The sequence below is a fragment of the Pontibacter silvestris genome (assembly GCF_020907275.1).
Classification (GTDB): domain Bacteria; phylum Bacteroidota; class Bacteroidia; order Cytophagales; family Hymenobacteraceae; genus Pontibacter; species Pontibacter silvestris.
The window spans coordinates 60059-85600 of sequence record NZ_JAJJWI010000012.1 but is presented as its reverse complement, the minus strand read 5'-3'; the positions used below and the strand labels follow the sequence as shown (position 1 = coordinate 85600).

16 protein-coding genes are annotated in these 25542 nt (G+C 43.4%); 4 read left to right on the top strand and 12 right to left on the bottom strand.

All coding sequences use genetic code 11. From position 1 onward, the window contains the following. Positions 1-60: 60 nt before the first annotated feature. The 12 genes from LN995_RS12505 to LN995_RS12450 form a co-directional block, all read right to left on the bottom strand. Positions 61-1458: a pectate lyase family protein gene (locus tag LN995_RS12505; RefSeq protein WP_229961414.1), complete on the bottom strand. Its 1398-nt coding sequence runs from the start codon at positions 1456-1458 to the stop codon at positions 61-63. A gap of 74 nt (positions 1459-1532) precedes the next feature. After that, positions 1533-2348 (bottom strand): rhamnogalacturonan acetylesterase, encoded by an 816-nt coding sequence (locus LN995_RS12500; protein WP_229961413.1) that lies wholly within the window; start codon positions 2346-2348, stop codon positions 1533-1535. Between the two features lie 115 nt (positions 2349-2463). Next, positions 2464-3213 (bottom strand): rhamnogalacturonan acetylesterase, encoded by a 750-nt coding sequence (locus tag LN995_RS12495; RefSeq protein WP_229961412.1) that lies wholly within the window; start codon positions 3211-3213, stop codon positions 2464-2466. Positions 3214-3351: 138 nt separating this feature from the next. Continuing rightward, on the bottom strand, positions 3352-5097 hold the full coding sequence (locus LN995_RS12490) for a glycoside hydrolase family 28 protein (protein ID WP_229961411.1): 1746 nt from the start codon (positions 5095-5097) through the stop codon (positions 3352-3354). 11 nt (positions 5098-5108) lie between these two features. Continuing rightward, positions 5109-6809, bottom strand: coding sequence for a glycoside hydrolase family 43 protein (locus LN995_RS12485; protein ID WP_229961410.1), 1701 nt, complete (start codon positions 6807-6809; stop codon positions 5109-5111). 78 nt (positions 6810-6887) lie between these two features. After that, positions 6888-7877, bottom strand: a complete 990-nt coding sequence (locus tag LN995_RS12480; protein ID WP_229961409.1) for a pectinesterase family protein — start codon at positions 7875-7877, stop codon at positions 6888-6890. A gap of 14 nt (positions 7878-7891) precedes the next feature. Continuing rightward, a complete protein-coding gene (locus LN995_RS12475; protein ID WP_229961408.1) occupies positions 7892-9127 on the bottom strand; it encodes a glycoside hydrolase family 88/105 protein in 1236 nt (411 codons plus the stop codon). A 345-nt stretch (positions 9128-9472) separates the two neighbouring features. Beyond that, positions 9473-10873, bottom strand: a complete 1401-nt coding sequence (locus LN995_RS12470) for a pectate lyase family protein (protein ID WP_229961407.1) — start codon at positions 10871-10873, stop codon at positions 9473-9475. A 52-nt stretch (positions 10874-10925) separates the two neighbouring features. Beyond that, positions 10926-12215, bottom strand: coding sequence for a DUF4861 domain-containing protein (locus LN995_RS12465; protein WP_229961406.1), 1290 nt, complete (start codon positions 12213-12215; stop codon positions 10926-10928). A gap of 116 nt (positions 12216-12331) precedes the next feature. After that, complete coding sequence (locus LN995_RS12460; RefSeq protein ID WP_229961405.1) at positions 12332-13990, bottom strand: DUF4957 domain-containing protein; 1659 nt, start codon at positions 13988-13990, stop codon at positions 12332-12334. A gap of 36 nt (positions 13991-14026) precedes the next feature. Beyond that, positions 14027-15859: a RagB/SusD family nutrient uptake outer membrane protein gene (locus tag LN995_RS12455; RefSeq protein WP_229961404.1), complete on the bottom strand. Its 1833-nt coding sequence runs from the start codon at positions 15857-15859 to the stop codon at positions 14027-14029. Between the two features lie 19 nt (positions 15860-15878). Next, the gene (locus LN995_RS12450; RefSeq protein ID WP_229961403.1) at positions 15879-19100 is read right to left on the bottom strand and encodes a SusC/RagA family TonB-linked outer membrane protein; all 3222 of its coding nucleotides are present in this window, start codon (positions 19098-19100) and stop codon (positions 15879-15881) included. Positions 19101-20026: 926 nt separating this feature from the next. On the opposite strand from LN995_RS12450, the gene LN995_RS12445 reads away from it, so the two are divergent. The 4 genes from LN995_RS12445 to uxaC all read left to right on the top strand — a co-directional run bounded on the left by LN995_RS12445 (position 20027) and on the right by uxaC (position 25535). Then, entirely contained in the window at positions 20027-21061 is a 1035-nt protein-coding gene (locus tag LN995_RS12445) for a LacI family DNA-binding transcriptional regulator (protein ID WP_229961402.1), read from the top strand. A 73-nt stretch (positions 21062-21134) separates the two neighbouring features. Next, a complete protein-coding gene (locus tag LN995_RS12440) occupies positions 21135-22568 on the top strand; it encodes a tagaturonate reductase (RefSeq protein ID WP_229961401.1) in 1434 nt (477 codons plus the stop codon). Positions 22569-22791: 223 nt separating this feature from the next. After that, on the top strand, positions 22792-24039 hold the full coding sequence (locus tag LN995_RS12435) for a tagaturonate epimerase family protein (RefSeq protein ID WP_229961400.1): 1248 nt from the start codon (positions 22792-22794) through the stop codon (positions 24037-24039). A 98-nt stretch (positions 24040-24137) separates the two neighbouring features. Then, a complete protein-coding gene (uxaC, locus tag LN995_RS12430) occupies positions 24138-25535 on the top strand; it encodes a glucuronate isomerase (protein WP_229961399.1) in 1398 nt (465 codons plus the stop codon). The last annotated feature ends 7 nt before the right edge of the window (positions 25536-25542 follow it).

Genomic DNA, 25542 nt, shown 5'->3' with positions numbered 1-25542 from the left:
ACTCTTTCTTTAATGAATTCTTCTGGTTCTAGCTCCTGAAACATACCTTATCAGCCTTGCCTAATCTATCAGGCTGTTCAGATATGTTTCAAGATAAGTAAAAGGTGTTCCTTTTTTATAATATTGTGCATCAGCTGCCTTACTGGGGTTTAAATTATTCTGCTTTTCCCACTCATCCGGAATGCCATCCTGGTCAGCATCAGCTGGTGCAGGCTCAGAATTCAGTTCCGGCCATCCTCCCACATCTTCCTGCGAATCTATAATCCCATTTGAGTTTTTACCCTTATTACCAGTACCGGCTCTTACATCTGCCACTATTCTTTCGTCTACAGCATCGCGGTGCAGGCTAGCTCCAGCATTATCAAGCACTTGTTCATATGCGGCAGTAGCTACCTGTTCGGGTACTGCCAGAACATTGAAGGGTTGAGCTGCTTTTACTTCATCAGCAGGTGCGCCTTGCACCCCTCCTCTCCAGTTGTCTTTTGTAACAGTTGCGTCTCCGGCTACATAGTTACCAGCTACATAAAACTTACCGTATGGGCTGGAGGGATTAACTATTCTACTTGTTCTTACAGCTGGTGTGGCGGGCCCTGGCTTATAGTAGTTGTTCACCATGTTCTGGTTACCTTCTTCACCTCCGTAAGAACTATTACCGGCCCAGTTATAAATTACATTGTTCCTAAAGTCAACAACTTCTTTTGCTGGCTGCTTGTGGTAACGCGAACCATTAAAGCGAGGGTTACGGCTATTGTGGTGTGCCAGCAGGTTATGATGAAAAGTAGCTCCCATACCACCCCATATGCCGCCATAGCCGTGGGCACCTTTTACATGTACCGACTCATTCAGGCTTTCTGCTATCAGGCACCATTGCATAGTAAAGTTTTCGTTGTCGTAAAAAGATGTTACCTCGTCTGTGGCCCAGCTTATAGAACAGTGGTCTATTACGATGCTTTTTCTTTTACGTCCGCCAAGGGCATCACCCTCTACAGCCTTTGTGTCTCCCATCCGGAAGCGTATGTAACGAATAACTACATTATCTGCATCAACCACTACCGGATAGTTACGCACACAAATGCCATCACCTGGTGCAGACTGACCGGCAATAGTCAGGTTACTGTTGCTGATGTTTAACTGAGACTTAAGCGCAATGGTACCTGAAACAGCAAAGACTATTGTTCTTGCTCCACTTGCACTTACTGCTTCGCGTAAGCTGCCAGCGCCACTATCATTCAGGTTGGTGACTATGTAAACCTTACCACCTCGCCCACCGGTTGTAGCTTTCCCAAACCCTTCTGCCCCCGGAAAGGCAATGACATTTCCTTCCGGTTCTATGTCCGGGCTTATGTCCTTTACTGTACTACCAGTCACTGGTTCATCTGTGTCTGCTGCTACTGTGCAGGAAACTAAGCTTACTAACAGCGAAGCAGAGAACAACAGGCTCTTTATCTTTTTATTCATAGATTTACTCAGGCAGTTATTCCTAATACTCAGGCTTAAGCCCGCGGTATTTCTTTACTAAACTAGTCTCAGTTTTATTTTTTAGCAGATGCTCCTGTTACTTTTAAATCCTGCATTCCCTGAAAGACCAGACCAGCCACTGCATTGGCTCCCTCCGGCTGAAAATGCGTATTATCGTTCTGCCCGTCAGGATAAGCCTTGTATTTACCAGCCGGAAGATTCATGAAGTAATGCTCCGTTACATAGTCTTTTCCTTTTGCGGTAAAGGCATTAATAGAAAGCTGGGTAAGATCTATCAACGGCACATTCAGTTCTTGTGCCACATCTTTCACTGCCTGCGGATATTCGCCATGCACATTGCTAAGCTTACCATCTTTCCAAGGGTAGTTCCGGTTAACAGGTGTAATCAATACAGGAATAGCTCCTTTCTCGCGGGATTGGTTTACATACAAGCGCAGGTATTCTTTATACCCCTGGATGTTCACATACCGTTCTGGTTTATTTTCGGCTGCATCGTTATGGCCAAACTGCATCATGACCACATCATTTTTCTGAAGCGATTTAAACACCTCTGCCCAGCGACCTTCTTCGAAGAAAGTGCGGGTACTACGACCACCTCGTGCCTTATCTGCCACCACTACACTATCTGTTTTAATGATATTCCTTACCTTGAACAAGCTGTCAGAACTCATGAATGCCTGAAACACTTGTCCCCATCCTGTTACAGGATACCTTTTGCTCATGTAGTCTTCATCATCGTAATGGTTAGCATAATCTGCTACAGTGGAATCTCCAATTAAGTACACTGTTACAGGCTTCTTTTTAAGCGGGATAAAAGCTGTAAAGAAGACGCTGATAAGTATACATGCTGTAATGCTAATCGACTTCATGTTCATAGGCTTTATGTTCGATGAGAACCAGAAGTAGTGGAACTTTAAGTTTAGAATAGCTTTAAGAACTTGCATAAGACCGAAAGCTAACGTGTAAGCAAAAAGGCTTCTATTTTTACTTCTTCAGCAGTTTAGCTACTTCAGGTAAAGCTGTTTGCATTTCTTCTGCCACCATATCACTTACTCTGAACGCTCCATAAGCTGAAAGATGCGTGTCGTCTGTGCGTCCTTCGGGTAAAGACTTGTATTCGTTTGGCTCTAAATGCAGGAAAAGTGCTTTTGACTTTTCTTCTCCGTAGCGGGATACCAATTCTTGCGTTCTTTTCTCCAGGTCCAGCAGTGGTACATTTTGCTGCGCCGCTACCTCTCTTACTACCTCCGGATACCGACCATGCGTGTCAGTTAGTTGTCCGTTTTCAAACTTCCTTCTTACTATAGGAGTAGCCAGCACTGGAATAGCTCCTTTTGCCCTGGTTTCAGCAATGTATCGTTCCAGGTTTTTGCGATAATCTGTTTCAGGTGCTGCATAACGCTTGGGGTCTTGATCTTTCTCGTCGTTATGGCCAAACTCGATAATTACATAGTCCCCTTTTTTAAGCTGCTTTAATACGGTCTCCCAACGCCCTTCATCCCGGAAGCTCTTGGTACTTCGTCCGTTTACAGCGTGGTTCTGCACTTTTACACCCTCTGTAAAGTAAAGCGGGAACACCTGCCCCCACCCCTTTTCGGGGTTCCCATTGGCATAAGGTTTATCTGCCATAGTAGAGTCTCCTATCAGAAATATGGTTATGTCTTTTTTTTGAATGTAGCTCATCAGGGGGAGCAACAGCAGCACAACTATACTTCCTATGAATGCCTTTTTCATCAGTTTTAGGTTCTTGTTTATTTTATCTGGTATAGTACCTTCCTTGCTCTGAAGGAAGGTATCTTGCTAAAAAAAGGAGCAATGTCCTGCAAGTGGTTCGTTGTACCTCCTTGCAGGACATTGCTCCTGATCTATAATTTACTTATCATCCATTGTAAGCGCAGTAGTGCTTAAATCTTTGCTCTTCGACACCTGCTGGTCAGCATTTTTGAAATCTTTATTATCCAACTTTATGTTCTGCGTAAGCGGCCCCATTACTTTTACAATCGGCTCCTGCTTATCGTCATATGTTAAGCCGTTAACATCGATGTTCTTGCTGTTGTAGATGGTTAGAGCCGGGCCTTTTTCTGTAATCACCTTCACATTAGTCAGCTTAATGCCATCTGCGTCTATAGCTGTAATACCTTTTTTTGCTTTCAGAATAGCATTTTCCAAGTTTACATTCTGAAGATTCATTTCTGGTAGCCCCTGGAACGCTACTGCCTGATCTGCTCCGGCTACCCTGATGTTCTTCATGTAAATATCCTTGAAAGCTGGTGTTTCTTCTGACACAGGCACAGCTTCTTCATCTCTTGCTTCATCACTGGCTCTCTGGTCCTCTTCCAGCACAGGAGAGTTACCCCCATAGAACAGGTTAAAGCTTATAGCTTGTGTAGGAATATCAATCATATCGATGTCTGAGATGTAGATGTTTTCTACTACGCCGCCTCTGCCACGTGTGCTCTTAAAACGAAGGCCAATATCGGTACCCATAAACGTACATTTAGACACATGCACATTTTTTACTCCTCCTGACATTTCACTACCTACCACAAAACCACCATGTGCGTGGTACACTGTGTTGTTTTTCACAATCACGTTCTCTGTTGGCATGCCACGTTTACGCCCATCTTCGTCCTTACCAGACTTAAAGCAGATAGCGTCGTCTCCTACATCAAAAATATTGTTATAGATAACTACATTTTTACAGGATTCAAGGTCTAAGCCATCTCCATTCTGTGAGTACCAGGGGTTACGCACGTTCAGATTGCGTATGGTTACATCTTCGCTCATAAGCGGGTGCAGGTTCCAGGCTGGAGAGTTCTGGAAAGTTGGTCCGTCTAGCAACACTTTTTTGCAATTCACGAGGCTTACCATAACCGGGCGCAGGTAATCTTTGATAGCTTCAAACTGCTCCTTAGTGTTCGCACTTGGCACGTTAAAGTTACTGCCCGGTGTGTCGCCTTCTTTTGCATTGGCAGATGGGTACCACATTTTTTCATCATCGCTTAACACACCGCCAGATTTCACTAGGTTCTTCCACTGCGAATCTGTCATTTTGCTTTTCTTAACTGGTCGCCAGGCATCACCGGAGCCATCGAAAGTGCCTTTACCAGTAATGGCTATGTTCTCTGCCCCTCTGGCAGAAATAGGTGACTGGCAACGATAAGTATCCAACCCTTCAAAGCTTGTCTGCACAAGTGGATATTCGCTGAAGTCTTCGCTGAAAACCACCATGGCACCAGCCTCTGCATGCAGGTTAATGTTATTCTGTAGCACAATAGGGCCTGTAAGCCACAAGCCACGCGGGATAACTACTTTGCCACCACCTTTGGCTGCCACATCGGCTATCGCTCTTTCAAAAGCCTGTGTGTTCTTAGTCAGGCCATCACCTACAGCACCAAAGTCTGTAATACTTACGCTATAGTCAGGAAAAGCAGGCTCGGTTACTTTAGGCATATCGAACTCTATGCCCTCATAAATATCTGTCGCCATATTTATAGTAGAAGCTGTAGCCTGCTCTGATGCTGCTCTGCCGTTAGGTGACTGGCAGGAGAGCTGTAGGGCTCCGGTTATACCTGCCAGCAACAGCATTCGGTTCATAAATATTTTTCTTGTGCTCATAAGCTTACGTGTTATTTTTTACTTTGGAATGTAGCGGATGTATTAGGCGTGATTCTGAACCAATCGTAATCGGCATAGCCTGCGTCATTAATTTTATCTTTTCTGGTAGCAAAAACGCCCACTTTAGCCCCTATCCAACGCCCCGGCACTGCGGTGAAGATGCTGCCTATATTTTTAAACTGACTACCGTCTTCGCTATAGCTGAATTGGCATTTTGCTCCTCTGTCAACATTCACCCTAAAGTAGACATCATTGCCTTTTAGCTTACCCAGTACTTCTTCCTTTTCTGGAGTACCTTTATGGGCACCATCTACTGTGTTATAAGTAAGGTAAAGCCCATCTTTCTTGCTTACTAAGGACACATAAGCATAATCTTCTCCCATTACTACAAGGCCTGTCCGCTCGTTTTGTAACTTTTCATTCGGATGGAAACTAAGCTTAGTTGTAACGGTGAACGTTTCTGCCGGAAATTTCTGTAGCAGCAGGTTAGGCACGTCCCAGTAGTTCTTATAATCCTCCGGTAACTGATCTGTATATAAACGAAGCTTACCTGTACTGCCTGTGGCAAAAGCCCAGGTAGCTTTTGGGTTAGCATGCCACTGCCACTGTAGCCCCAGTGAATTACTGTCAAACTCATCAGACTCCAGTGGAGTAGTTATGGCATATGTTTTACCTACGCTTGGCTTCTTATAAGTCATGACAGGCTCTCCTTTGCCATCTCCGTCTTTGTCCACTCCTATCACAGGCCAGTCGTTTACCCACTTCATGGGCTGCAGGTGTACTACACGCCCATAAGCTTCTATATCCTGGAAATGAAAAAACCAATCTTCACCGGATGGTGTATCTACCCAAGCTCCCTGGTGCGGACCATTCACAGAGGTATTCCCCTGATCCATCACTATTTTTTCCTCATAAGGACCATACACATTTTTTGACCGCAACACCAGCTGCCACCCTGTAGACACGCCCCCTGCCGGAGCAAATATGTAATAGTAGCCGTTACGCTTATAAAACTTAGGGCCTTCTACCGTTGGATGGCCGTTATGCCCATCGAACACCATTACACCAGCATCCAGCACTTTTGTACCTTCAGGGTTCATCTTGTTCACAGCTAATATGCTTTTAATACCGGCCCGGCTACCTGCATAAGCATGCACTAGGTAAGCATTACCATCATCATCCCACAGCGGACAAGAGTCTATCAGCCCCTGCCCTTCCATCACCAGCACAGGCTCCTCCCACTTACCGGCAGGGTCTTTGGTTTTCACCATGTAAATACCATAGTCAGGGTCGCCCCAATAAATATAGAACTCTCCATTATGATGCCGGATAGACGGGGCCCACACACCATTGCCATGTTGCGGCTTGGCAAAATGCTCCAATGGTGTATTCCGATCTAACGCATACCCTATCAGCTTCCAGTTTACCATGTCTTTGGAATGCAGAATCTGTAAACCTGGTGTGGCATTGAAGCTGGAGGAGGTCATGTAATAATCATCTCCTACACGGCAAACATCCGGGTCAGAGTAATCAGCATGAAGAATGGGGTTTTTGTAAGTGCCATCGCCGTTGTCTGCCACCCAAACTTTAGAGACTGTGTTTATGTTTGCTGTGGCTTCTGCTGTTTTGTTTTGAGCAAAGCTGGAACAGGAACAACACAATAGAGCAACTACTGAGGCTTGCAAATAGAATAAACGGCAAGGGTGTATCATATGTTAATTTCAACTTGGTATTATCAGGATGATAAAAGAATCTTAGTTCACTTCTCTATCTTATGACACCTGCAAGAGTTATTTGCTATTTGCCGATGCCGTCTTACTATTAAGATCCCAATCTCCCAGTATTTTTTCTAAAGTGTAATTCTGTACTTCCTGATCAGTTAATTGGTGCGACCACTTTACTCTGTCTTTTGCACTGGCACCGGGTCCTGTTGATTTATATTCGGCATAGAAAGATGTCCTTTCAGCATCCGGCTTATTCCAGTTATGCCACCCTTCCGGTTTTATCTGCTTCCCCAAGTGTGTGTTGATAAAAACTGTTTTGGCATAGGGTCTCCAGGGCCTGCCCAGGTAATAAGAGTTAGCAGGCGCACTGCCTGTAATCCTGCAGTTTAAGAACACAAAACCATACGGGGTGCCTTCTAATGTAGAGGCTGCTGTTACATAGCTGCCCCCTTCTTTACAGTAAATCTCACAGTTATCAAAAACAGCAGTAGACCAACCGAAAATAAAATCGGTAGTGCCTTCTATGTAGCAGTCTTTGTAATACTGCCGACTCTTTTCGCCGTGAGGGTAAAGCGTGTCCTGAAAACCCAGGAAGCGGCAGTTCTTGAACATTACTTTATCTCCATCTATACGCACAGCTACAGCCTGCCCAACAGGACCAGCTGAGTTTTCAAAAGTGATGTTCTCAGCTGTAAAGTTATCTCCAAAAACATAGAAGCTAGTCGACCCTGTAGTACCCATTTCTTCTCCGAACCTGTTTTTCTTAGAAGCATAGTCATCGTAAGTCAAAACAGTTTTCTTAACATCTTCGCCAATGAACTTAACAGCAGTTTTAGAAGCAGGAAGCACTAACTTCTCTTTGTAAGTTCCGTTCTTAATGTAAATGGTAGTTACACTCTTTCTAAAATCAGGCACTGCGTCAATAGCCTCCTGTACTGTTTTAAAATCACCACTACCATCTTTGGCTACTACAAAATTATAGCTTTGGGCTTGTACCTGTATTAACAGCAGGCATAAGACAAGAATAAGTAAATAAGGTAGTTTCTTGATCTTCATCGTACAGAGGTCTATTATTTAGCTGCTGTTTTATTCAATTCCTCAAACTCCAGAGAAGCCATTATGAACGGAGATACTGCCTTTGGATCGTTGTCACGACGAGGCTCGTTGATGTAGTATTCGTAGGTACCATCGCGGTAAGGATTACCGCCCAAACCTGCTACCGCACATACATTGGTAATGCTAATGGTGCCATCGTTATTTTTCTTAATAAAGTTATTCAGTATGCCGCTGTACCCTTTCCGGGCAACCTGCATATAATGCTGGTCTATGTATCCTTTTTTCGCAGCTTTTACTAAAAAGTAGGTAAACATGCTGGAGGCAGAAGACTCTAAATAGTTGCCTTCTCTGCCACCCATATTTACTACCTGCCACCAAAGGCCTGTATCTTTGTCCTGATACTGCTCAATGGCACCAGCCATTTTCTGGGTAATTTGCAGTACTTCAGCTCTTTTAGGATGGTCTTCAGGCAAATAGTCCAGCACATCTACCAGCGCCATAGCAAACCAGCCCATTGCCCGGCCCCACACATTGGGCGATCTCCCTGTTTCGGGGTTGGCCCATTTCTGCTCCCTGCTCTCATCCCAGCCGTGGTAGAACAGGCCTTCTTTCTCATCCCAGGTATATTTGTCAACCAGGTAAATCTGATTGGCAACATCATCAAACAAAGCGGGTTCATTAAACTCAACTGCATACTGCGCCAGAAAAGGAGACCCCATGTAAAGACCATCCAGCCACATCTGATGTGGGTAAACTTTTTTATGCCAGAATCCTCCTTCTGAAGTACGTGGGTGTGTCCGCATCTGGTCACGCAACTCTTCAACTGCCAGTTTATATTTATTGTCACCTGTTTCCTTGTAAAGCTCCATCAGAAACTTACCTGGGTTAACACGGTCAATATTATAGTCTGTCTTTTTATAGGTCATGATAGCCCCGTCTTCGCTAATCATGGTATCAGCAAAAGCCTGGATATAGTTCAGGTACTTCTGATCTCCTGTTTTCTCCCACACTCTTTCCAATGCACTGGCAAACAAGCCTTGTGTATAATCCCATTTAGGCTTTTCCTTAAAATCGATCATCCAGCCTTCAGGGCTTCTCTTCATTTCAGAATCAGCCATCCACTCAGACAAAGGCTGCTCTGCAGCAACGCTTTCTTCCTGGGTAGCCACCACCTCAGCTGATGGTTTGCCAGGACCACATGCAACAGCTAACAGCGTAAGCATTGGCAAGATGTATTTGGAAATGTTCATAGCAGCTATAGTCTTTTTATAAGGCAGAATTATAATTTTAGATCATTGCAGTAAGATTTTTCATAAAGAGATCAGGTATGTTGATTCAAATAGTAGCCTGATAATCACCTTTTGCTCTGTGCGCAACCGATTGCATATTAACATAAAATTAGCTCTTTTACAACAAACGTTAGTTAAATCTAATAATTTATAGGCTTTGTCTTTCCAATGATGGATATAAGAGAGACATGTTACGCTAAATTATTATTTGCCTATATCTTCCTTATGTATAGCAGAGTTTAAAGCTATAGCTTAGCATGTATCATGTTACAATGGCTTTATTCTGCTGTTAATGCAAGGAAGTTCTTACTGCAGACCTTTTGGACTAACCAGGCTATTCAGGTAAACTTCGATATTTGTGTATTGATCATCCAGTGTATAAGCAGCAGCATCGCTCTTGTCTTTCGTGTTAAGCTGGTGCTTCTTCTCCCATGCATCCGGCATTCCGTCACTGTCGGCATCGGCAGGCACAGGCAAGGATTTAAGCTCCGGCCACCCTCCTACATCACCCTGCGAGTCGATGATGCCATTGCCTTCTTTGCCACTGGAAGGCTTGCCGGACCTGACTTCATTTACCACTCTTGCGTCTGCAGCATCTCTTTTGTAACTGGCTCCTGCCTGCGCTAAGACTAACTCATAAGCCCTGCCCGGCTCATGATCTTTTATAGCAACTACCGAAAAAGGGTGCTCTGCTTTGACTGAATCAGGATGTTCGCATTGGATTCCTCCATCCCAGTTATCATCTGAAATATTTGCAAAACCATCTATGTAATTGCCAGCAACATAAAACTGTCCATAAGGAGCATAAGGCTCCAGTATCCTGTCTCTCTTAGACTCAAGTGTTGCCGGCCCAGGTTTAAGGTAGTTATTCACTAAGTTGTACCGACCTTTTTCCCCTCCGTATATGCTGTTGTTCTTCCAGTTAAAGATAACATTGTTCCGAAAGTCTACCAGTTCGTCTGCTGAATTTGTTGTGCTACTAGATCCGCTAAACCGTGGATTACGGCTATTGTGGTTTGCCAGCAGGTTATGATGAAAAGTAGCTCCTTCGCCACCCCATATACCTCCGTACCCATGGTCTCCTTTATGGTGCACCGACTGGTTTAAGCTCTCTGCTATGATGCACCACTGCAAAGTAAAGTTCTTGTTGCTGTAAAACGATGCGCCCTCATCTGTGGCCCAGCTCATGGAGCAGTGGTCAATAATAATATTACTTTTGCCTTTGGTTCCTCCAATAGCATCTGCTTCCTGTGCTTTCTTATCACCAAGCCGGAAACGCATGTACCGGATAATAACATTATCTGCTTTTACACTTACAGGATAGTTCCGAAGGCAAACACCATCTCCTGGTGCTGACTGACCAGCTATAGTAATGTCTCCATTATTTATATCCAGGGGAGCCTCCAGGTCAATTGTACCTGAAACAGCAAACACAATAGTACGAGGGCCTTTTTTCCAGATAGCCTCACGCAAGCTGCCTGGCCCACTGTCGTTCAGATTTGTTACAGTGTATACCTCACCCCCACGACCACCAGTAGTGTACTTCCCGAATCCTTCTGCCCCCGGGAAGGCTAAAGGCTGTTTATCTTCAGGCTCCTGGCTTATAGAAACACCGCTTGGTTGCTGCTGTGCACAACCGGAAAACACAACTACCTGAGCTCCTAAACAAAGAAGAATAGCTCTTGTTACTACGCCTTTTATATTCATCTGTTTACTTTATCGAATTAAGATTAAAGTTTATCTCTGCTAACAAATACAGTTACAGTCTCGGCTTTGAGGTGAAGTTCACCTGTACCGGATGGGCTAGTTCCTGTGCTGTTTTGTTCAGGTAGTCTATAAACTGCTCTTTCGTTTTAATGCCTTCCGGTTCTAACTCCCATGCAGCTAAGAAATAATATTCCAGTTCGCCGTTAGCAGATGGTGATAGCTTTACAACATTGCTGTACTGATCTTCGGTAAACTCCTGATAGTCCTGCGGGCGAAAAAGTACGGCTATGCCTAAGTTATCTCCCTCACCATTCAGGCTCTGCTTGCCATAGCTTGCCAGGTACCCCCACTGTTGGTTGTTACCTTGTTGTTTGTACAACTTAGCAGCTTTATCTTTTATTAAACCAGTAGATAAGTTTTGTGGGTGCCCTCCATTTACCTTTACCTGGTGATGTGTCAGCCGGCTACCTGCATGGATACTTAAATGAGAATTTACATCCATCGTCAGACCTGAAACTTTCCAGCCATAATAATTTGTGCGAATAGAAGAGTATACATTGCCATTTTCGGCAATAACACAGATCATGCTATCTGTTTCGGCTACACGGTTTGCATTGCCTTCATGAAACATTGCCAACGTGCCTACACCCAGTGCTTTACCTACTTTAAGCACATCCATACCCCAGGGTTGCTGGTTGTGGTAAGAATCATAGCCATCCTGCCCTACCTGCTGCAACACCATATCTTTGGTTTTCTTGCCAAAAACATCTATTCCATTACGCCAGTCCAGGTAAAACCGGTATCCTACTTTGTCAGATTCCCAACCCGGTCCTTCGTAACGAATGTAATAAGAATGGTCTGTTACTTCGTCGGGCACACGCAAAGAGTCTACATTCTGAAAGCCTGTACCACCGATGTACTTGCGGTTTTCAAAATGGCCGCCTACCTTATGCGAGAGCTCTGCCTGCGTGCGTTTAGTATAGCTTCGCTTATTCTCTCCGCTTTGATTGTAGCGAACAGTTAAGTTTTTGGCAGCTTTTGCACCTATCTGGTCTAGTATCAGAACGATCCCTTTTCCCTGGTCATCTTTTAAGTTAAACTGGCTGGGCACCTCACTCTTTCCGTCCAGTACCACAAAGGCTTTTTTATTAAAGGATGGGCTGTATTTAATAATTTCCTCTTCTGGTATAAACACCATCACATCTTTACGCTGCATATCCAGTGGATTATGAACGCTGATGCTAAAAGACTCTGGAAACTCTTTCTTCAGGTTCTGCGCCCGTAAACCCTCTACCTGAAACACAAACAGTAGAAGTAGTAAGAGCAAGAATGGTTTTATCATATGAATTGTTGTAAAGCTGTTAATCTCTTCCTGAATTTTGAAACATAGTTTTGTCTGAGGTTTTTCAATCTATTGCTTCACCATTCAGACAATACCTAACGCAGCTATCTAAAAAGTTAGAACAACCACCTTGGGTCTCCTATAGCACCACCTGTCGAGCTTGCTGATCTTAACTGCGAACTGGCAGGTAAATGGAAGCTGGTTGTTGTCGTACTCCATCCAAGGTTCACTGCCAGATTGTTAGTCATTTGACTGCCTTCCGGAAACTCCAGTTCTTCTCCCTCGCCATTTGTCAGGTTATAGAGATTGTTATAGGATGCATTTATGGTAGAACCTGAACTACTAACTCTTACAAAAGCACTGCTGATAGTTGATTCTGGCTTAGGAATGTTGACCAGAATAGAGTTTTGCATCGTGAAGTTTACCTTGTTTCCGTTTGCATCCAGTAAAGGATAATTTCTATATCCGAAATTAGTTATGGTACAATGGTCAATTAGTATAGAAGGCACAGGGTTATCCGTTAAATCGGTGGCCCAGCTAATTAACTGCCTACCAATATTGTTAAAGGTTGAGTTGGTAAGCTCAAGGCTTTTGAACTCCATTTCATCTAACAACAGAAAAGAATAGCTTCCGCTTTCGCCAATATCGTAAATGAAGGTGTTGTCGAACTTGATTGTATCAACTTTAAAATCGCTCTTATCAGCTCTGTTTCCTCTTAATATAGTGTTGCTGGCATGATGAACGATGCTGTTTTCTACAATAAAGTTTTTGAAGTTTGTAGCACCGCCTGTTAAGTTAAAGAAATAAGATGCACCCGCTTCCTCGCCATCAAAGTCTATTCCAGAGAATTTAACACCGGCACCCTCTCCGTTTAACTCAAACTCCTTGTATTTCACTTTCGTATCTGCAGGATCGCCTGACACAGAGATAAGTGTAATGTATTTACCAGATATCTCTATCGTTGAAGTAGCATCATATTCACCAGGTTCCAAACCAATTATGTCACCGTCAGCACTGGCCTGAATAGCAGTGGCCAAGTCCTGATCAGGAGTCAATACAATAGTATAGTTAATTTTCGTTTTAGTTGTAAAAGAAGCATACCCTTTACTTTTATTACCAGCATAGATCTGCACATTGTAAATAGTGTTAGATTCAAGGGTTTCTATTACTTTTTTACCTGCAGTTCCTTCCTCCTCCGTAACAGGAAATTCCATAGGATCACCTGCTTCTACCGGCTCAGCCTCACCTGGCAAAAGCTGCATTGGCGTGACTACCACTCTGGTTATGCCTGGAGTAACTCTCCATCTTAAAGTTGCACTTGTCGCTTTAACACCAGGGCTGTAAATAGGAAGCAGTATGATCTGTTCTCCTATAATCCGGAAACTGTTGCTTACCACCCAATGAGACTCTGGTCTGTCGCCTAGAGCATTGGCTTTGATACGGGCAAAATATTCCTTTCTTATCTCCAGCTGATCGTCTGTAAACACTACGCCAGAGGTATCTGTTTCAACAGTAAGTATAACAGGTGTTTCGAAAAGGGTATCAGCAGCAACTTCTACCGTGTAAGTAACGCCGCTGCTTTCTGTTGTATAAAGGCTTGGGTTCCAGGTTAACTTCACCTGGCTCACACCGCTTTCAGAGCTAATAGCCCCGGCAGGTGTAAACATGCGCATAGGCTCCAGTTCATCTATTTCCTCTTTACATGCCACCGTTAACAGCCCAAGCAGCATAATAGGAATAAGACTATGGGATATTTTGTTTAGAATTCTTTTCATGCCTTGAAATTTTATGTTCATGGTTCTGATTAACAATTAATATCCATAATCCTGGGTTATATTATAATTCTGATTCAGCACATCAGTAGGAATAGGGAAAAGCTCTGAATGATTGGCTTTAAAGGCTACTGCATAGTTTTCGATATAAGCTTCGTCTAAAGCTGATCTCCAGCGAGCAGAAGTATAACCTGCCGGTACAGAGCCTGGCTCAGGATTGTACATTACTTTTGACAAAGGAGCACCGCTGTCAGGAAATCCTGCTCCACCATAAAGATTAAGCGCTGCCATTTCCTCAGAAACCTTTGTGTTAAGAAAATCAGTTGCCTGATAGTTTATATCCTCCGGCACATTAGCATAACGGCCTTCTCCGTTCATAAAAGCCGCTAGTTTTGCCTTTGTGTCATTTATAGTAGTTTCTAACAGGTTCCAGCGGATCAGGTCATATTTGCGGATTCCTTCACCACCAAACTCCAGCAGGCGTTCATGCACGATCGCATCAAAAAAGCCTTCCTTATCAGTTGGTGTAGCTCCCATTCTATCTTCATTACCTGTATATGCTCTTCTCCTAACAGTCTCATAAGCCTCTATGGCCTCAGCTGTTGGTCCGTTCAGTTCGTTTTCGGCCTCGGCAAACATCAGCAACACATCAGCATACCGTAAAATTGGCCAATCAATGCCCAGGTTCTGGCTGGCATCACGCGTGCTTGTCCAGTATTTCCTGAACTTACCGTCTCTCATTTCTGTGGATCTGGTTAGCACTTTGTTGTCATCCTTATCAATAGTGAAGTAAGCAATGGTTACGTCTCTTCTAGTGTCAGCAATTGAATCGAACTCATAAAAATAAGTTGGGACAGCCGCGATAAGACCGTTTGCCTTCCCGTAGCTGGAGTTCTGGTCAATCCTGATACCGTTACCATACCCTAGCTTACTATCAGTTTTGTTACCTTTCCCGAAAGCACCAGCTTCAAAAATGACTTCATTATAAGGGTCTGCATTACCTGAGTTAAGAGCTACAAACACAGCCTCGAAACTAGGGTTCAAGCTATGTTCGCCGCTTTTCTGTATAATGTCGCGTGTTTCATTTCTCGCAATCTGATAAAAAGTTTGATAGTCGCTGCGACGCTCCATCATGTTGCTCTGCCGGCGTAAGGCATACCCACCCCGTGCCAGCGCTATTCTTGCCCGAAGGCCTTTAACAGCAGCTTTCGTAATGCGTGTGTTAGGCTCTCCTGACTCTGATCTCCAAGGAACCAGCTCAGAGGCTAGTGCCAGGTCATCCAACAGCCGATCATAAACTTCATCCTGGTTTGTTTTAGGCAGGTAAAGATCTGGAATGTCAGCAGAAGGCTCAAACGAGGCTGGTACGTCTCCCCAGTTACGAATCAGCTCATGATAAAACAGAGCACGTAAAGCGAGGGCCTCGCCATATAATTTACGCATAGTTGCCTGCTCAGCAGGAGTGCCATTAGTATACAAAGGTGAGGCCGGAATATATTTAATAGCAATGTTAGCTCTTTCTATGCCTTCGTACATTTGATAGAACGGCTTACCGACATCCTGATTTCCGGGGTGTACACCAAAGCCACTTATAGCCATTCGTTCCAGGGCATTATAAGTACCTGCCACTACAAAATCATCACCGGCATTTGGCAAAAGCGTAGAGAGGCGGCTTCCGTAACTATCGTCACCCATCAGCTTGTTATAAATACCTGTAACAGCAGAACTGGTATAGGAAACACTACTGAAAATTGCTTCCTGTGACAAAGTGGACGGATTTTCAACATCCAGGTAATTATCGCATGACGACATGGCCAGCAAGCTTCCCATTGCCACAGACAATAAAAGCGGCTTTATATATTTTATTTTCATCTCAGAGACTGTTTAAAACTTAAAATGTTACATTAACACCACCCAGAATGTAGCGGCTGCGCGGATAAGCTGCGTAATCAACACTAGGTGTAAGCGGTGAGCTGCGGCGGGTGTTTGCTTCCGGGTCATAACCAGAATAGCCTGTAATAGTCAGTAGATTATTAACTGTTCCGTATATTCTGAAGTTAGAAAACACCTTTGTCTTTTTTACCAGGCGTTCAGGAAGCGTGTAGCCTAAGGTTAAATTGCTGATGCGCAGGAACGAACCATCTTCTATAGCGAAAGAATGCAGGAAGTACTGCCCTGTAGGCGGCGTCCAGTACTTAGTATCTGCGTTCATGGCAGCCAATTGCTCAGGATTTGTTACTAACTGCCCGTTATCATCATACCACTGCCATCTGTCATTCATTAGCGTTAACATATTATTGTCACGGTACAGATACTGTGATGTAAACTCAATCTTATTGGCGTTGTACACTTTGTTTCCATAGGAGAAGTTCAGGAACAGACTAAGGTCAAAACCTTTGTAAGCAAACTGCTGATTTAAACCACCAATAAACTTTGGTTGTGCATTGCCTAGCACTGTTCTGTCCTCTGCGGTAACCATCATGTTACCCGTATCAGCCAGCTTCTTCAGCTTCAGGTCTCCAGGCTGCGGGGCTTTCCCTCCAAGAGCAACATCTTGTGAGTTAGCCACGCCTTCTTTTAAGGTGTAACTCCATGTTTCGGAAGTTTCATTATAAGTGGCATTAAAGTCATCCAGCGTGTAGTAGCCATCAGTTACATAGCCGTAAAACTGGCCTATTGGCTGCCCAACCTCTACCATAAAATCCTGGAGGTCGTTTACCCAACCTGACTTTTCGAGGTAAGAGTTACGTGGGTTCCCATTTGGATCAATACCAAGGCTCACAATCTTATTTCTGTTAAAGGCAATATTGAAGTTAGCTGACCAGGTAAAGTCTTTCGTGTCTACTACTGTTCCGCCTAACTGCAGTTCAATACCTTTATTTTCGGTTTCACCAACATTCTGAAACTGTTGCCTATACCCACTGGTTTGAGGAATATTTGCCAGTAGTAACAGGTCTTTTGTGCTGTTTCTATAAACATCTATGGAGCCGTACACCCTGTTGTTCAGCAAAGCAAAGTCTAGCCCAAGGTTTCTGGAAATGGTTGTTTCCCATGTCAGGTTAGTATTTGCTAAATCAGCCGACACAAAACCCGGAGTAATAGCATTTGTATAAGCGTAGCCATAATCTGCCGAAGCCGAATACATAGACTTCCAGCGGTCAATGCCAATCCTGTTGTTTCCAACAGCGCCCATACTTAAACGTAGCTTCAGGTCAGAAAGCCAGTCATCAGTACCGGACATAAAACTTTCTTCTGCTATATGCCATGCCAGTGAAGCCGACGGGAAATAACCTACACGGTTTTCTGGAGAAAAGAGAGAAGAAGCGTCACGGCGCACATTAAACACCGCACGGTATTTATCTTTATAGTTGTAGCTTAGCCTTCCAAAGAAAGAAAGCAGTGTTTGCTTAGACTCAGAAGTAGTAGGAGAAGGCTGAATTGCTCCTGAAGGAGGAGTTGCTTTTTGTATTCCGGCAAAAGCCTGTTCCGGCGTAATGTCAGCAGGCAGCCATTTTGTAGTAACGCTACCGTTTTCGGTTTCTCTCTGCCAGATTTCCTGCCCAAGCAATATATTCACATTATGATTTTCGGCAACTTTAAAACGGTAGGTCAGCGTGTTGGAGTTTGTCAGAGACAGGCTTTCTTCAGAAGACATCTCTACTACTGGCTGATCATTGTTCTGCCTGGCAACACTTGTAACCGGTCCGTCGAACTCGTTTATTTCGCGGGTCGTTCTGCTAATACCTACTACACTTCTGAAAGTTAGATTTTTAATAATGTCATAGCTAAACCACCCATTCATCAGAAGATCCTTCCGGTAATCATACTTTAGTTCCTGGTTAGCCAGAAGCAAGGGACTGGTCAGGTTAGTCAGGTTTGAGTAGTTAGGGTCAAACTCATCTGCGGTGTTCTCCATGCCAGGTGCAATAAATGGCCTGAAACGCACGGCATTTCTAAGCCTGTTCGTTCCCTGAGAGCCAGTGCTTGAGGTTCCCACTCCGTCTACACGTTGCTGGCTATAACGGGTATTTAAACCTATCTTGAACCGATCCGATATAGAATGGTTAAACTTTAATGAAGCCAGCGTACGCACAAAACCTGAGTTCAGCATAATACCATCTTCATTGGTATGGTTCAGGGTAAAGTTAAAAGATGTCGTTTTTGAGCCTCCGGATACACCTATAATGTGTGTCTGACTCTTCGCATCTCTTCCAAAAACTTCGTCCTGCCAGTTAGTAGAAGGCATGTTCTGATAAATATCTAAATCATCATAATAGCCATATCTCTCAACAAAACTGTTACGGGTGTCTTCATCTGTGTTATAGTTATATATCTGATACTGATATTTTGCATAATCATATGGGTTCATAACATCCAGCTTATTCACGATGCTTCTTACCCCGGCAAAACCATTATAGGTAACCTGCGTTGGCATTTCCTTGCCCCCTTTAGTGGTGATAACCACGACTCCGTTAGCTCCACGCGCACCATAAATAGCCGTTGAAGCGGCATCTTTCAGCACGTCAATAGACTCAATTTCCTGAGGAGACAGAAAAGATAAGGCGTTCTCCACCTGAATACCATCCACTATGTACAACGGAGAGTTATCCTGCGTAAGAGAACCTCCTCCACGCACTCTTATCTGAATATCTGCGCCAGGCCGCCCCTCTGTGGTTGTTACCTGCACCCCTGCCAGCCTGCCAGTAAGAGCTTCTGCGGCAGTACTTACCGGAATATCTTTCAGCTGCTTGGCCCCTACCGAAGCAACCGAACCAGTTAGTTCCCTTCTTGGCACTGCCTGATAGCCGATAATCACAACCTCCTCCAGTGCCTTGGCATCATCCCCCATAGTCACATTAACCGTTGACCTGTTTTCAACGGGCACTTCCTTTGTTTCAAAGCCGACAAAAGAGAAAACCAAGACACCAGTACCATCAGGCAATGTTAAAGAGTAATTACCCTCAATGTCTGTAGCAGCACCCGTGGTGGATGATCCTTTTAAGCGGACAGTTACGCCGGGCAAGCCCATGCCTTCTTCGTCAGTCACTTTTCCTTTTATAGTAATGCCCTGGGCAAACACATCTGCAAAAGCAGTGAAGACGAAAAGAAGCATTAAGACGCACCTCATATTCTTCCTTAGTAAAGCATGTTGCATGGAATAGATAGTTAAAATGTATAGTTATATTATTATATTTATATGGAACACCTTTAAAACATTTACAAAACAGCAAATCGACTAACAGTATGTTTTGCAGTTGTAATTATTCTGCTTTTAAATAGCACCTCCTCATAAAACAAAATAGCACTTAAAATAGAGTCCATTTAACTAATTATATACAAACGATTATTTGTTAGACGGCATGCATAAATAAATCCTTATGCAACGACAGTAATCTAAGTTGAGCTGCCATAGGACAAGCAGACTTTCTAAAAAACTTATAGGGTTAGCCTGTCGGACACAGGCTTTGCTTTACTTTCAGGTATATTGCAAGCATCTGATTAATAATAAATTACACTATACCACTTCTATCAACTTTAAGACCATCGATGATCTTTTTCTTCAACTGATTATTATTTTATTGTGCAACCGATTGCATATTAAAAACTTTTACATAAATTTACAAACAGTAGTTAGTATTTTTATAAAAAAATTGTCTGATCCCTATAGATATTTATCTATAACTAAGTAAAGCAAGAGAAAAATTTATAGGTAGGCAGGCTTTCCAGTATATTAGCGTCATAAAAGAAGCTTATAAGTAGTTGCGCAATACTAACCCTAATGCGCAACCGATTACGCTAGCACTTTAAAAGCGCATTGATGAAATAAAAGAAAGATATCAACTTAAACAAAGGCCTACTCTTCATTAGAGTGGCTTCTAAATGAACTGATTGTAAAGCCTTCTTAAGTGCAAGGCTTTTACGAAGCAAGATATTACAGGATACTTTAAATATCCAAGAACAATAAATTGGCCATAGACTACAGGAATTGACTCAAAAAAATTATGTAACCCTATAACTAAGGCCTCTCTTATGACAAACATGATGAGTAAACCGAAGGTAACGATACATGATATAGCTGAAAGATTAAACATTACAGCTTCAACCGTATCACGTGCGTTAAATGATAACCCAAGAATAAGTGATGTAACAAAGAAGGCTGTGTTGAAAGCTGCAAAACAACTTAACTATCAGCCAAACAATATTGCAGCTGCTCTAAGAAACGGCAAAAGCCATATTATAGGGGTTATAGTACCTACAGCAGACAGAACATTTTTCTCTTCTGTTGTAAGAGGCATTGAAGAAATAGCTAACAAACTTAACTATAAAGTTATTATATGCCAGTCTTATGACGACTATGAAAAGGAAGTACAGACCATAGATGCTCTTCTAAGCGCTCGGGTAGACGGGATTATTGCCTCCATTGGTAAAAACACCGAAAACTTTAAGCATTATAAAAGAGCCCAGGAAAAAGGTGTTCCTTTAGTATTATTCGACCGGACAACCGAAGCACTTGATGCCAGCCAGATAGTAATTGACGACTACTTTGGTGCCTATAAAGTAGTAGAGCACTTAATACAGCAGGGCTGCACACGCATCGCCCATTTTACCAGTCCTAAAAAAGTAAGCGTTTTTAAAGAACGATTTAGAGGCTATACAGATGCTCTGCGTGATAACAATATTCCATTTGACGAGCAACTTGTAGTTAGCAGCAACCTGCAGCTGGAAGATGGCAGAAAAAGCATGGAGCAGCTGTTGCAGTTAAAAGACATACCTGACGCCGTATTTTCTGCCAGTGATTATGGAGCTATGGGAGCCATGCAGATATTAAAGGAGCGAAAGATAAAAATTCCGGAGGAAATCGCACTGGCAGGTTTCAGTAACGACCCTTTCACCTCCTTTACTGACCCTCCTTTAACATCCGTAGACCAGTTAAGCATTACGATGGGGAAGGTTACAGCCCAGATTTTCTTTGAGCATTTAAACTCTGCTGGTAGTAATAACTTCTCGCAGAAGATAGTGCTTAAACCAGAAATTATCTTCAGAGAGTCGACTCTCCGGAAGCAAGAGAAGTAGATACCTGTTAAGAAACCCGAAGACATAACTTATTTCCAAACTTAGTCCGAAACTAAATTCTAGATTTTAAATTATGAAGCCACTAAACCGAGACACGGCCAACCTGCCATACAAGCGTTCAGTAAAAGTCCTGCAATTTGGTGAGGGGAACTTCCTGAGAGGATTTGTAGACTGGATAATTGACATCCTGAACGAGAAAACTGACTTTAACGGATCTGTCGAAATCATTCAGCCGCTGAAAAATGGCATCGTTCACCTGCTGAACCAGCAGGATGGCCTTTACCATGTACTGCTGGATGGTATACAGAACGGAAAGCCGACACAGGAAAAGAGGCTGATAAGCTGTGTTTCGAATGCCATAAACCCTTATGATGACTACGAGGCATACCTGAAACTTGGCGAGAACCCGGAACTGGAGTTTATAATTTCGAACACCACAGAAGCTGGTATTGCTTTTGACGAAGCAGATAAAAACATGGACACTTTGCCGAACAGCTTCCCAGGCAAATTAACAGCCCTGCTGTACCACAGGTTTCAGTGCTTTAGTGGAGCAGCTGACAAAGGACTGAACATGATTCCGTGTGAATTGATTGAGAAAAACGGAGAAGCTTTGAAAAGCACTGTTCTACAGTTCGCTCAGCACTGGAACCTGCCGGAAAGTTTCATCACCTGGATCAATGAAAAAAATACCTTCTGCAACACACTGGTAGATCGTATTGTGCCGGGTTTCCCTAAAGATAATATCAAGGAAATACAGCAGGAGCTTGGCTACGAAGATAACCTTGTTGTAAAAGCCGAGCCTTTTCACTTATGGGTAATTGAAGCACCGGATTCTGTCAAAGCAGCTTTCCCGAGTGATAAGGCTGGCCTGGAAGTAAAATTTGTAGATGACCTTACGCCTTATCGTACCCGTAAAGTGCGTATCCTGAATGGCGCCCATACAACTTTAGTTCCTGTTGCTTACTTACAAGGCCTAAGAACAGTGCGTGAAGCTGTGGAGGATCCTAGGGCAGGTAAATTCATCAGAGAAGCTATTTTTGAGGAGATCGTACCTACCCTGGAGCTGCCTGCCAAAGAGTTAGAAAAGTTTGCCAATGCTGTCATAGAGCGCTTTCAAAACCCTTTTATACGGCACGAGCTTATGTCGATTGCCCTGAACTCGGTTTCTAAGTATAAAGTGCGGGTGCTGCCTTCTGTGCTGGAATATCATAAACGAAAAGGTGCACTTCCAGAAAGGCTTTTACACGCTTTGGCTGCCCTCATTCTTTTCTACAAAGGCGAATGGAACGGAGAACCTATAGCGCTGAACGACTCTGAAGATGTACTTGAATTCTTTAAAACCGCTTGGGCAAAAGGAAATGTATCAGAGGTAGTGAACACGGTGTTGTCCAACACAAGCTTCTGGGACAGAGACTTAACTGAAATTGAAGGCTTACCTGAAATAGTAGCTAAAAATATTACGCAGCTTCAGCAATCAGCAGAACAGGTAAGAGCAGACTCAGTGTAAGCGTTACTCTCTAGCATGAAACTACTGCAGCATTGCTTTAAGGCTTCATTTAGTAACCTTTCTCAGGCTCTGTACAACTATTTGCACTAACATTAGTTATCCTAAATATTAAAATATTATATTAGTTTGAATTTATTGTGATTTCTTGTAATTCAGAACAAGATCGACTGATTATTCTACTACGTGAAAATTCTGAGCCCACAACTGTATATAGATACATTATATGAAAAAAATCAGTAAGTATTCATTCGGCATTGGCGACCGCTTTGCACACCAGGGAGAAGCACAGCTTCAGGCCTTTTTAAATGCAAAAGAAGCAGGGGTAAACATCACGCCTACCTGGAACAAATCTAACCGGGAGCACATTACACTCAACACTTCTCCTCAGGATGTCCGAAAAGAGGCTGACGCAGCTGTAAAAGAGTTAAACTGGCAAAACGACTATTTAGTGGATGCTGACCACATAAACCTAAACAATGTAGATGCCTTTCTTGATGTTTCTGATTTCTTTACTATTGATGTAGCCGAATACATAGGTAAGCCTGCTTCTCAGGAAGAAGTCAAAACATTTATCGATGAGAATAAAGAGCAACTGGGACAACTTTCAATACCAGGCATAGCCGAACCTTTTTCGGTAGATGAAGCCCTGCTACAGCAGATAGCGAATAAATTTCTAGGAGCTACCAAGGAGGCCAAAAACATCTACGAATATATTGCTGATAAAAAAGGAGCCGACAGTTTTATAACTGAGGTTTCAATGGATGAGGTAAATGAGCCACAGAGCCCTGTGGAGCTATATTTTATCCTGAAAATGCTGGCTAAAAATTCGATTCCTGTACAATCGATTGCGCCAAAATTCACAGGTCAGTTTTATAAAGGAGTAGACTACGAAGGTGATATAGCGCAATTCTCGAAAGAGTTTGAAGAGGACATTCTGGTAATTCGTTATGCCATACAAGAGTTTGGCTTGCCGGATACGCTGAAGCTGAGTGTACATAGCGGCAGCGATAAGTTCTCTATTTATAAACCAATAAGGGAGCTGATGCAGAAATATGATGTTGGCATTCATATTAAAACAGCCGGCACTACCTGGCTGGAAGAACTGGCAGCTTTGGCAGAGAACAGTGAGGAAGGGCTTAAAACGGCTAAAAACATTTATGCAGAAGCTCTGGATAGATACGAAGAGCTAACAGCACCTTATGCCACCGTTCTTTCTATCAAGCAAGACCAGTTGCCATCTACTGACGAGGTAGCCAGTTGGTCCGGGCAAGACTTTGCTGCAGCCCTCCGCCACGACCAGAGCAATCCTAAGTACAACCCAAACTTCCGCCAACTGATACATTGTGCATATAAGCTGGCAGGCAAAAAAGGAGCAGCTTTTACTGATGCTTTGAAGGAGAATAAAACAGAAGTAGGCAAACATGTAACAGAAAACCTGTGGGAGCGACACATTAAGCCTCTCTTTATCTAGGCTCAGAGCCTCATCAGCTTTGGTGGGTTTGAACAATGCCAGGCTGTCAAAGATAGTTTTTCCTGAGACTTTAGTTTTAAATCATAAAAAGAAACATCATGTCATTTTTAGACGAGAACTTTATACTACAAACCAAAACGGCACAGAGACTTTACCATGAGCATGCGAAAGACATGCCTATTATTGATTACCATTGCCACCTGCCGCCGGAAGACATAGCATCAGACAGAAAATTTAAAAACCTTACTAAAATTTGGCTGGAAGGCGACCACTACAAATGGAGAGCTATGCGTACCAACGGAGTGGCCGAAAAGTACTGCACCGGCGATGCAGACGATTATGCCAAGTTTGAGAAGTGGGCCGAAACGGTACCTTACACGATGCGCAACCCGCTCTACCATTGGACACACATGGAGCTAAAGCGGCCTTTCGGCATAGAAAAAATCCTTAAGCCTGAAACTGCCCGTGAAATTTATGATGCCTGTACCGAAATGCTGCAGACTGATGAGTTCAGCGTGAGAAGCATCCTACGTAAAATGAAGGTTAATGTTATCTGTACCACTGATGACCCGATAGACAGCCTGGAGCACCACCAGAAAATAAAGGCTGATGGTTTTGAAACAAGAGTGCTTCCGACTTTCAGGCCAGACAAAGCCATGGCTATCGAAAACGATGGATACCTTGCTTACCTTCAAAAGCTGGAGCAAGCATCGGGTATTTCTATCGGGAACTTTCAGCAACTACTTGATGCCTTGAAGCAACGCCATGATTTCTTCCATGCACAGGGAGGGCGACTCTCCGATCATGGGTTAGAAACCATTTACGCCGAGGATTACACGGACGAAGAAATCAAGAATATCTTCGACAAAGCGCTGAACAAACAGCACCTCAGCCAAGCCGAAATATTGAAGTTTAAATCAGCTATGCTGATGCACCTGGCCCTGATGGACCACGAGAAAGGCTGGACACAGCAGTTTCACCTGGGTGCGCTTCGCAACAACAACAGCCGCATGATGCGTGAACTTGGTCCTGATACTGGCTTTGACTCTATCGGTGATTTCGATATAGCACAGCCGCTGTCTAAGTTCATGGACAGCCTAGATACTACAAATCAGCTTGCCAAAACCATTCTTTACAACCTGAACCCTACCCAAAACGAAGTATTCGCTACCATGGTTGGTAACTTCAATGATGGGTCTACTCCGGGTAAAATCCAGTTTGGCTCAGGCTGGTGGTTCTTGGACCAGAAGGACGGTATGGAAAAACAGATGAATGCTCTTTCTAATATGGGCCTTCTGAGCCGGTTCGTTGGCATGCTTACCGACTCCAGAAGCTTTCTGTCTTATCCAAGACACGATTATTTCAGAAGAATTCTGTGTAACCTGATTGGCAATGATGTAGAAAATGGCGAGTTGCCAGCCAGCGAGATGGACTGGATCGGCCAGATGGTAGAGAACATCAGCTATAATAACGCCAAGTCTTACTTCAACTTTTAGATAATTT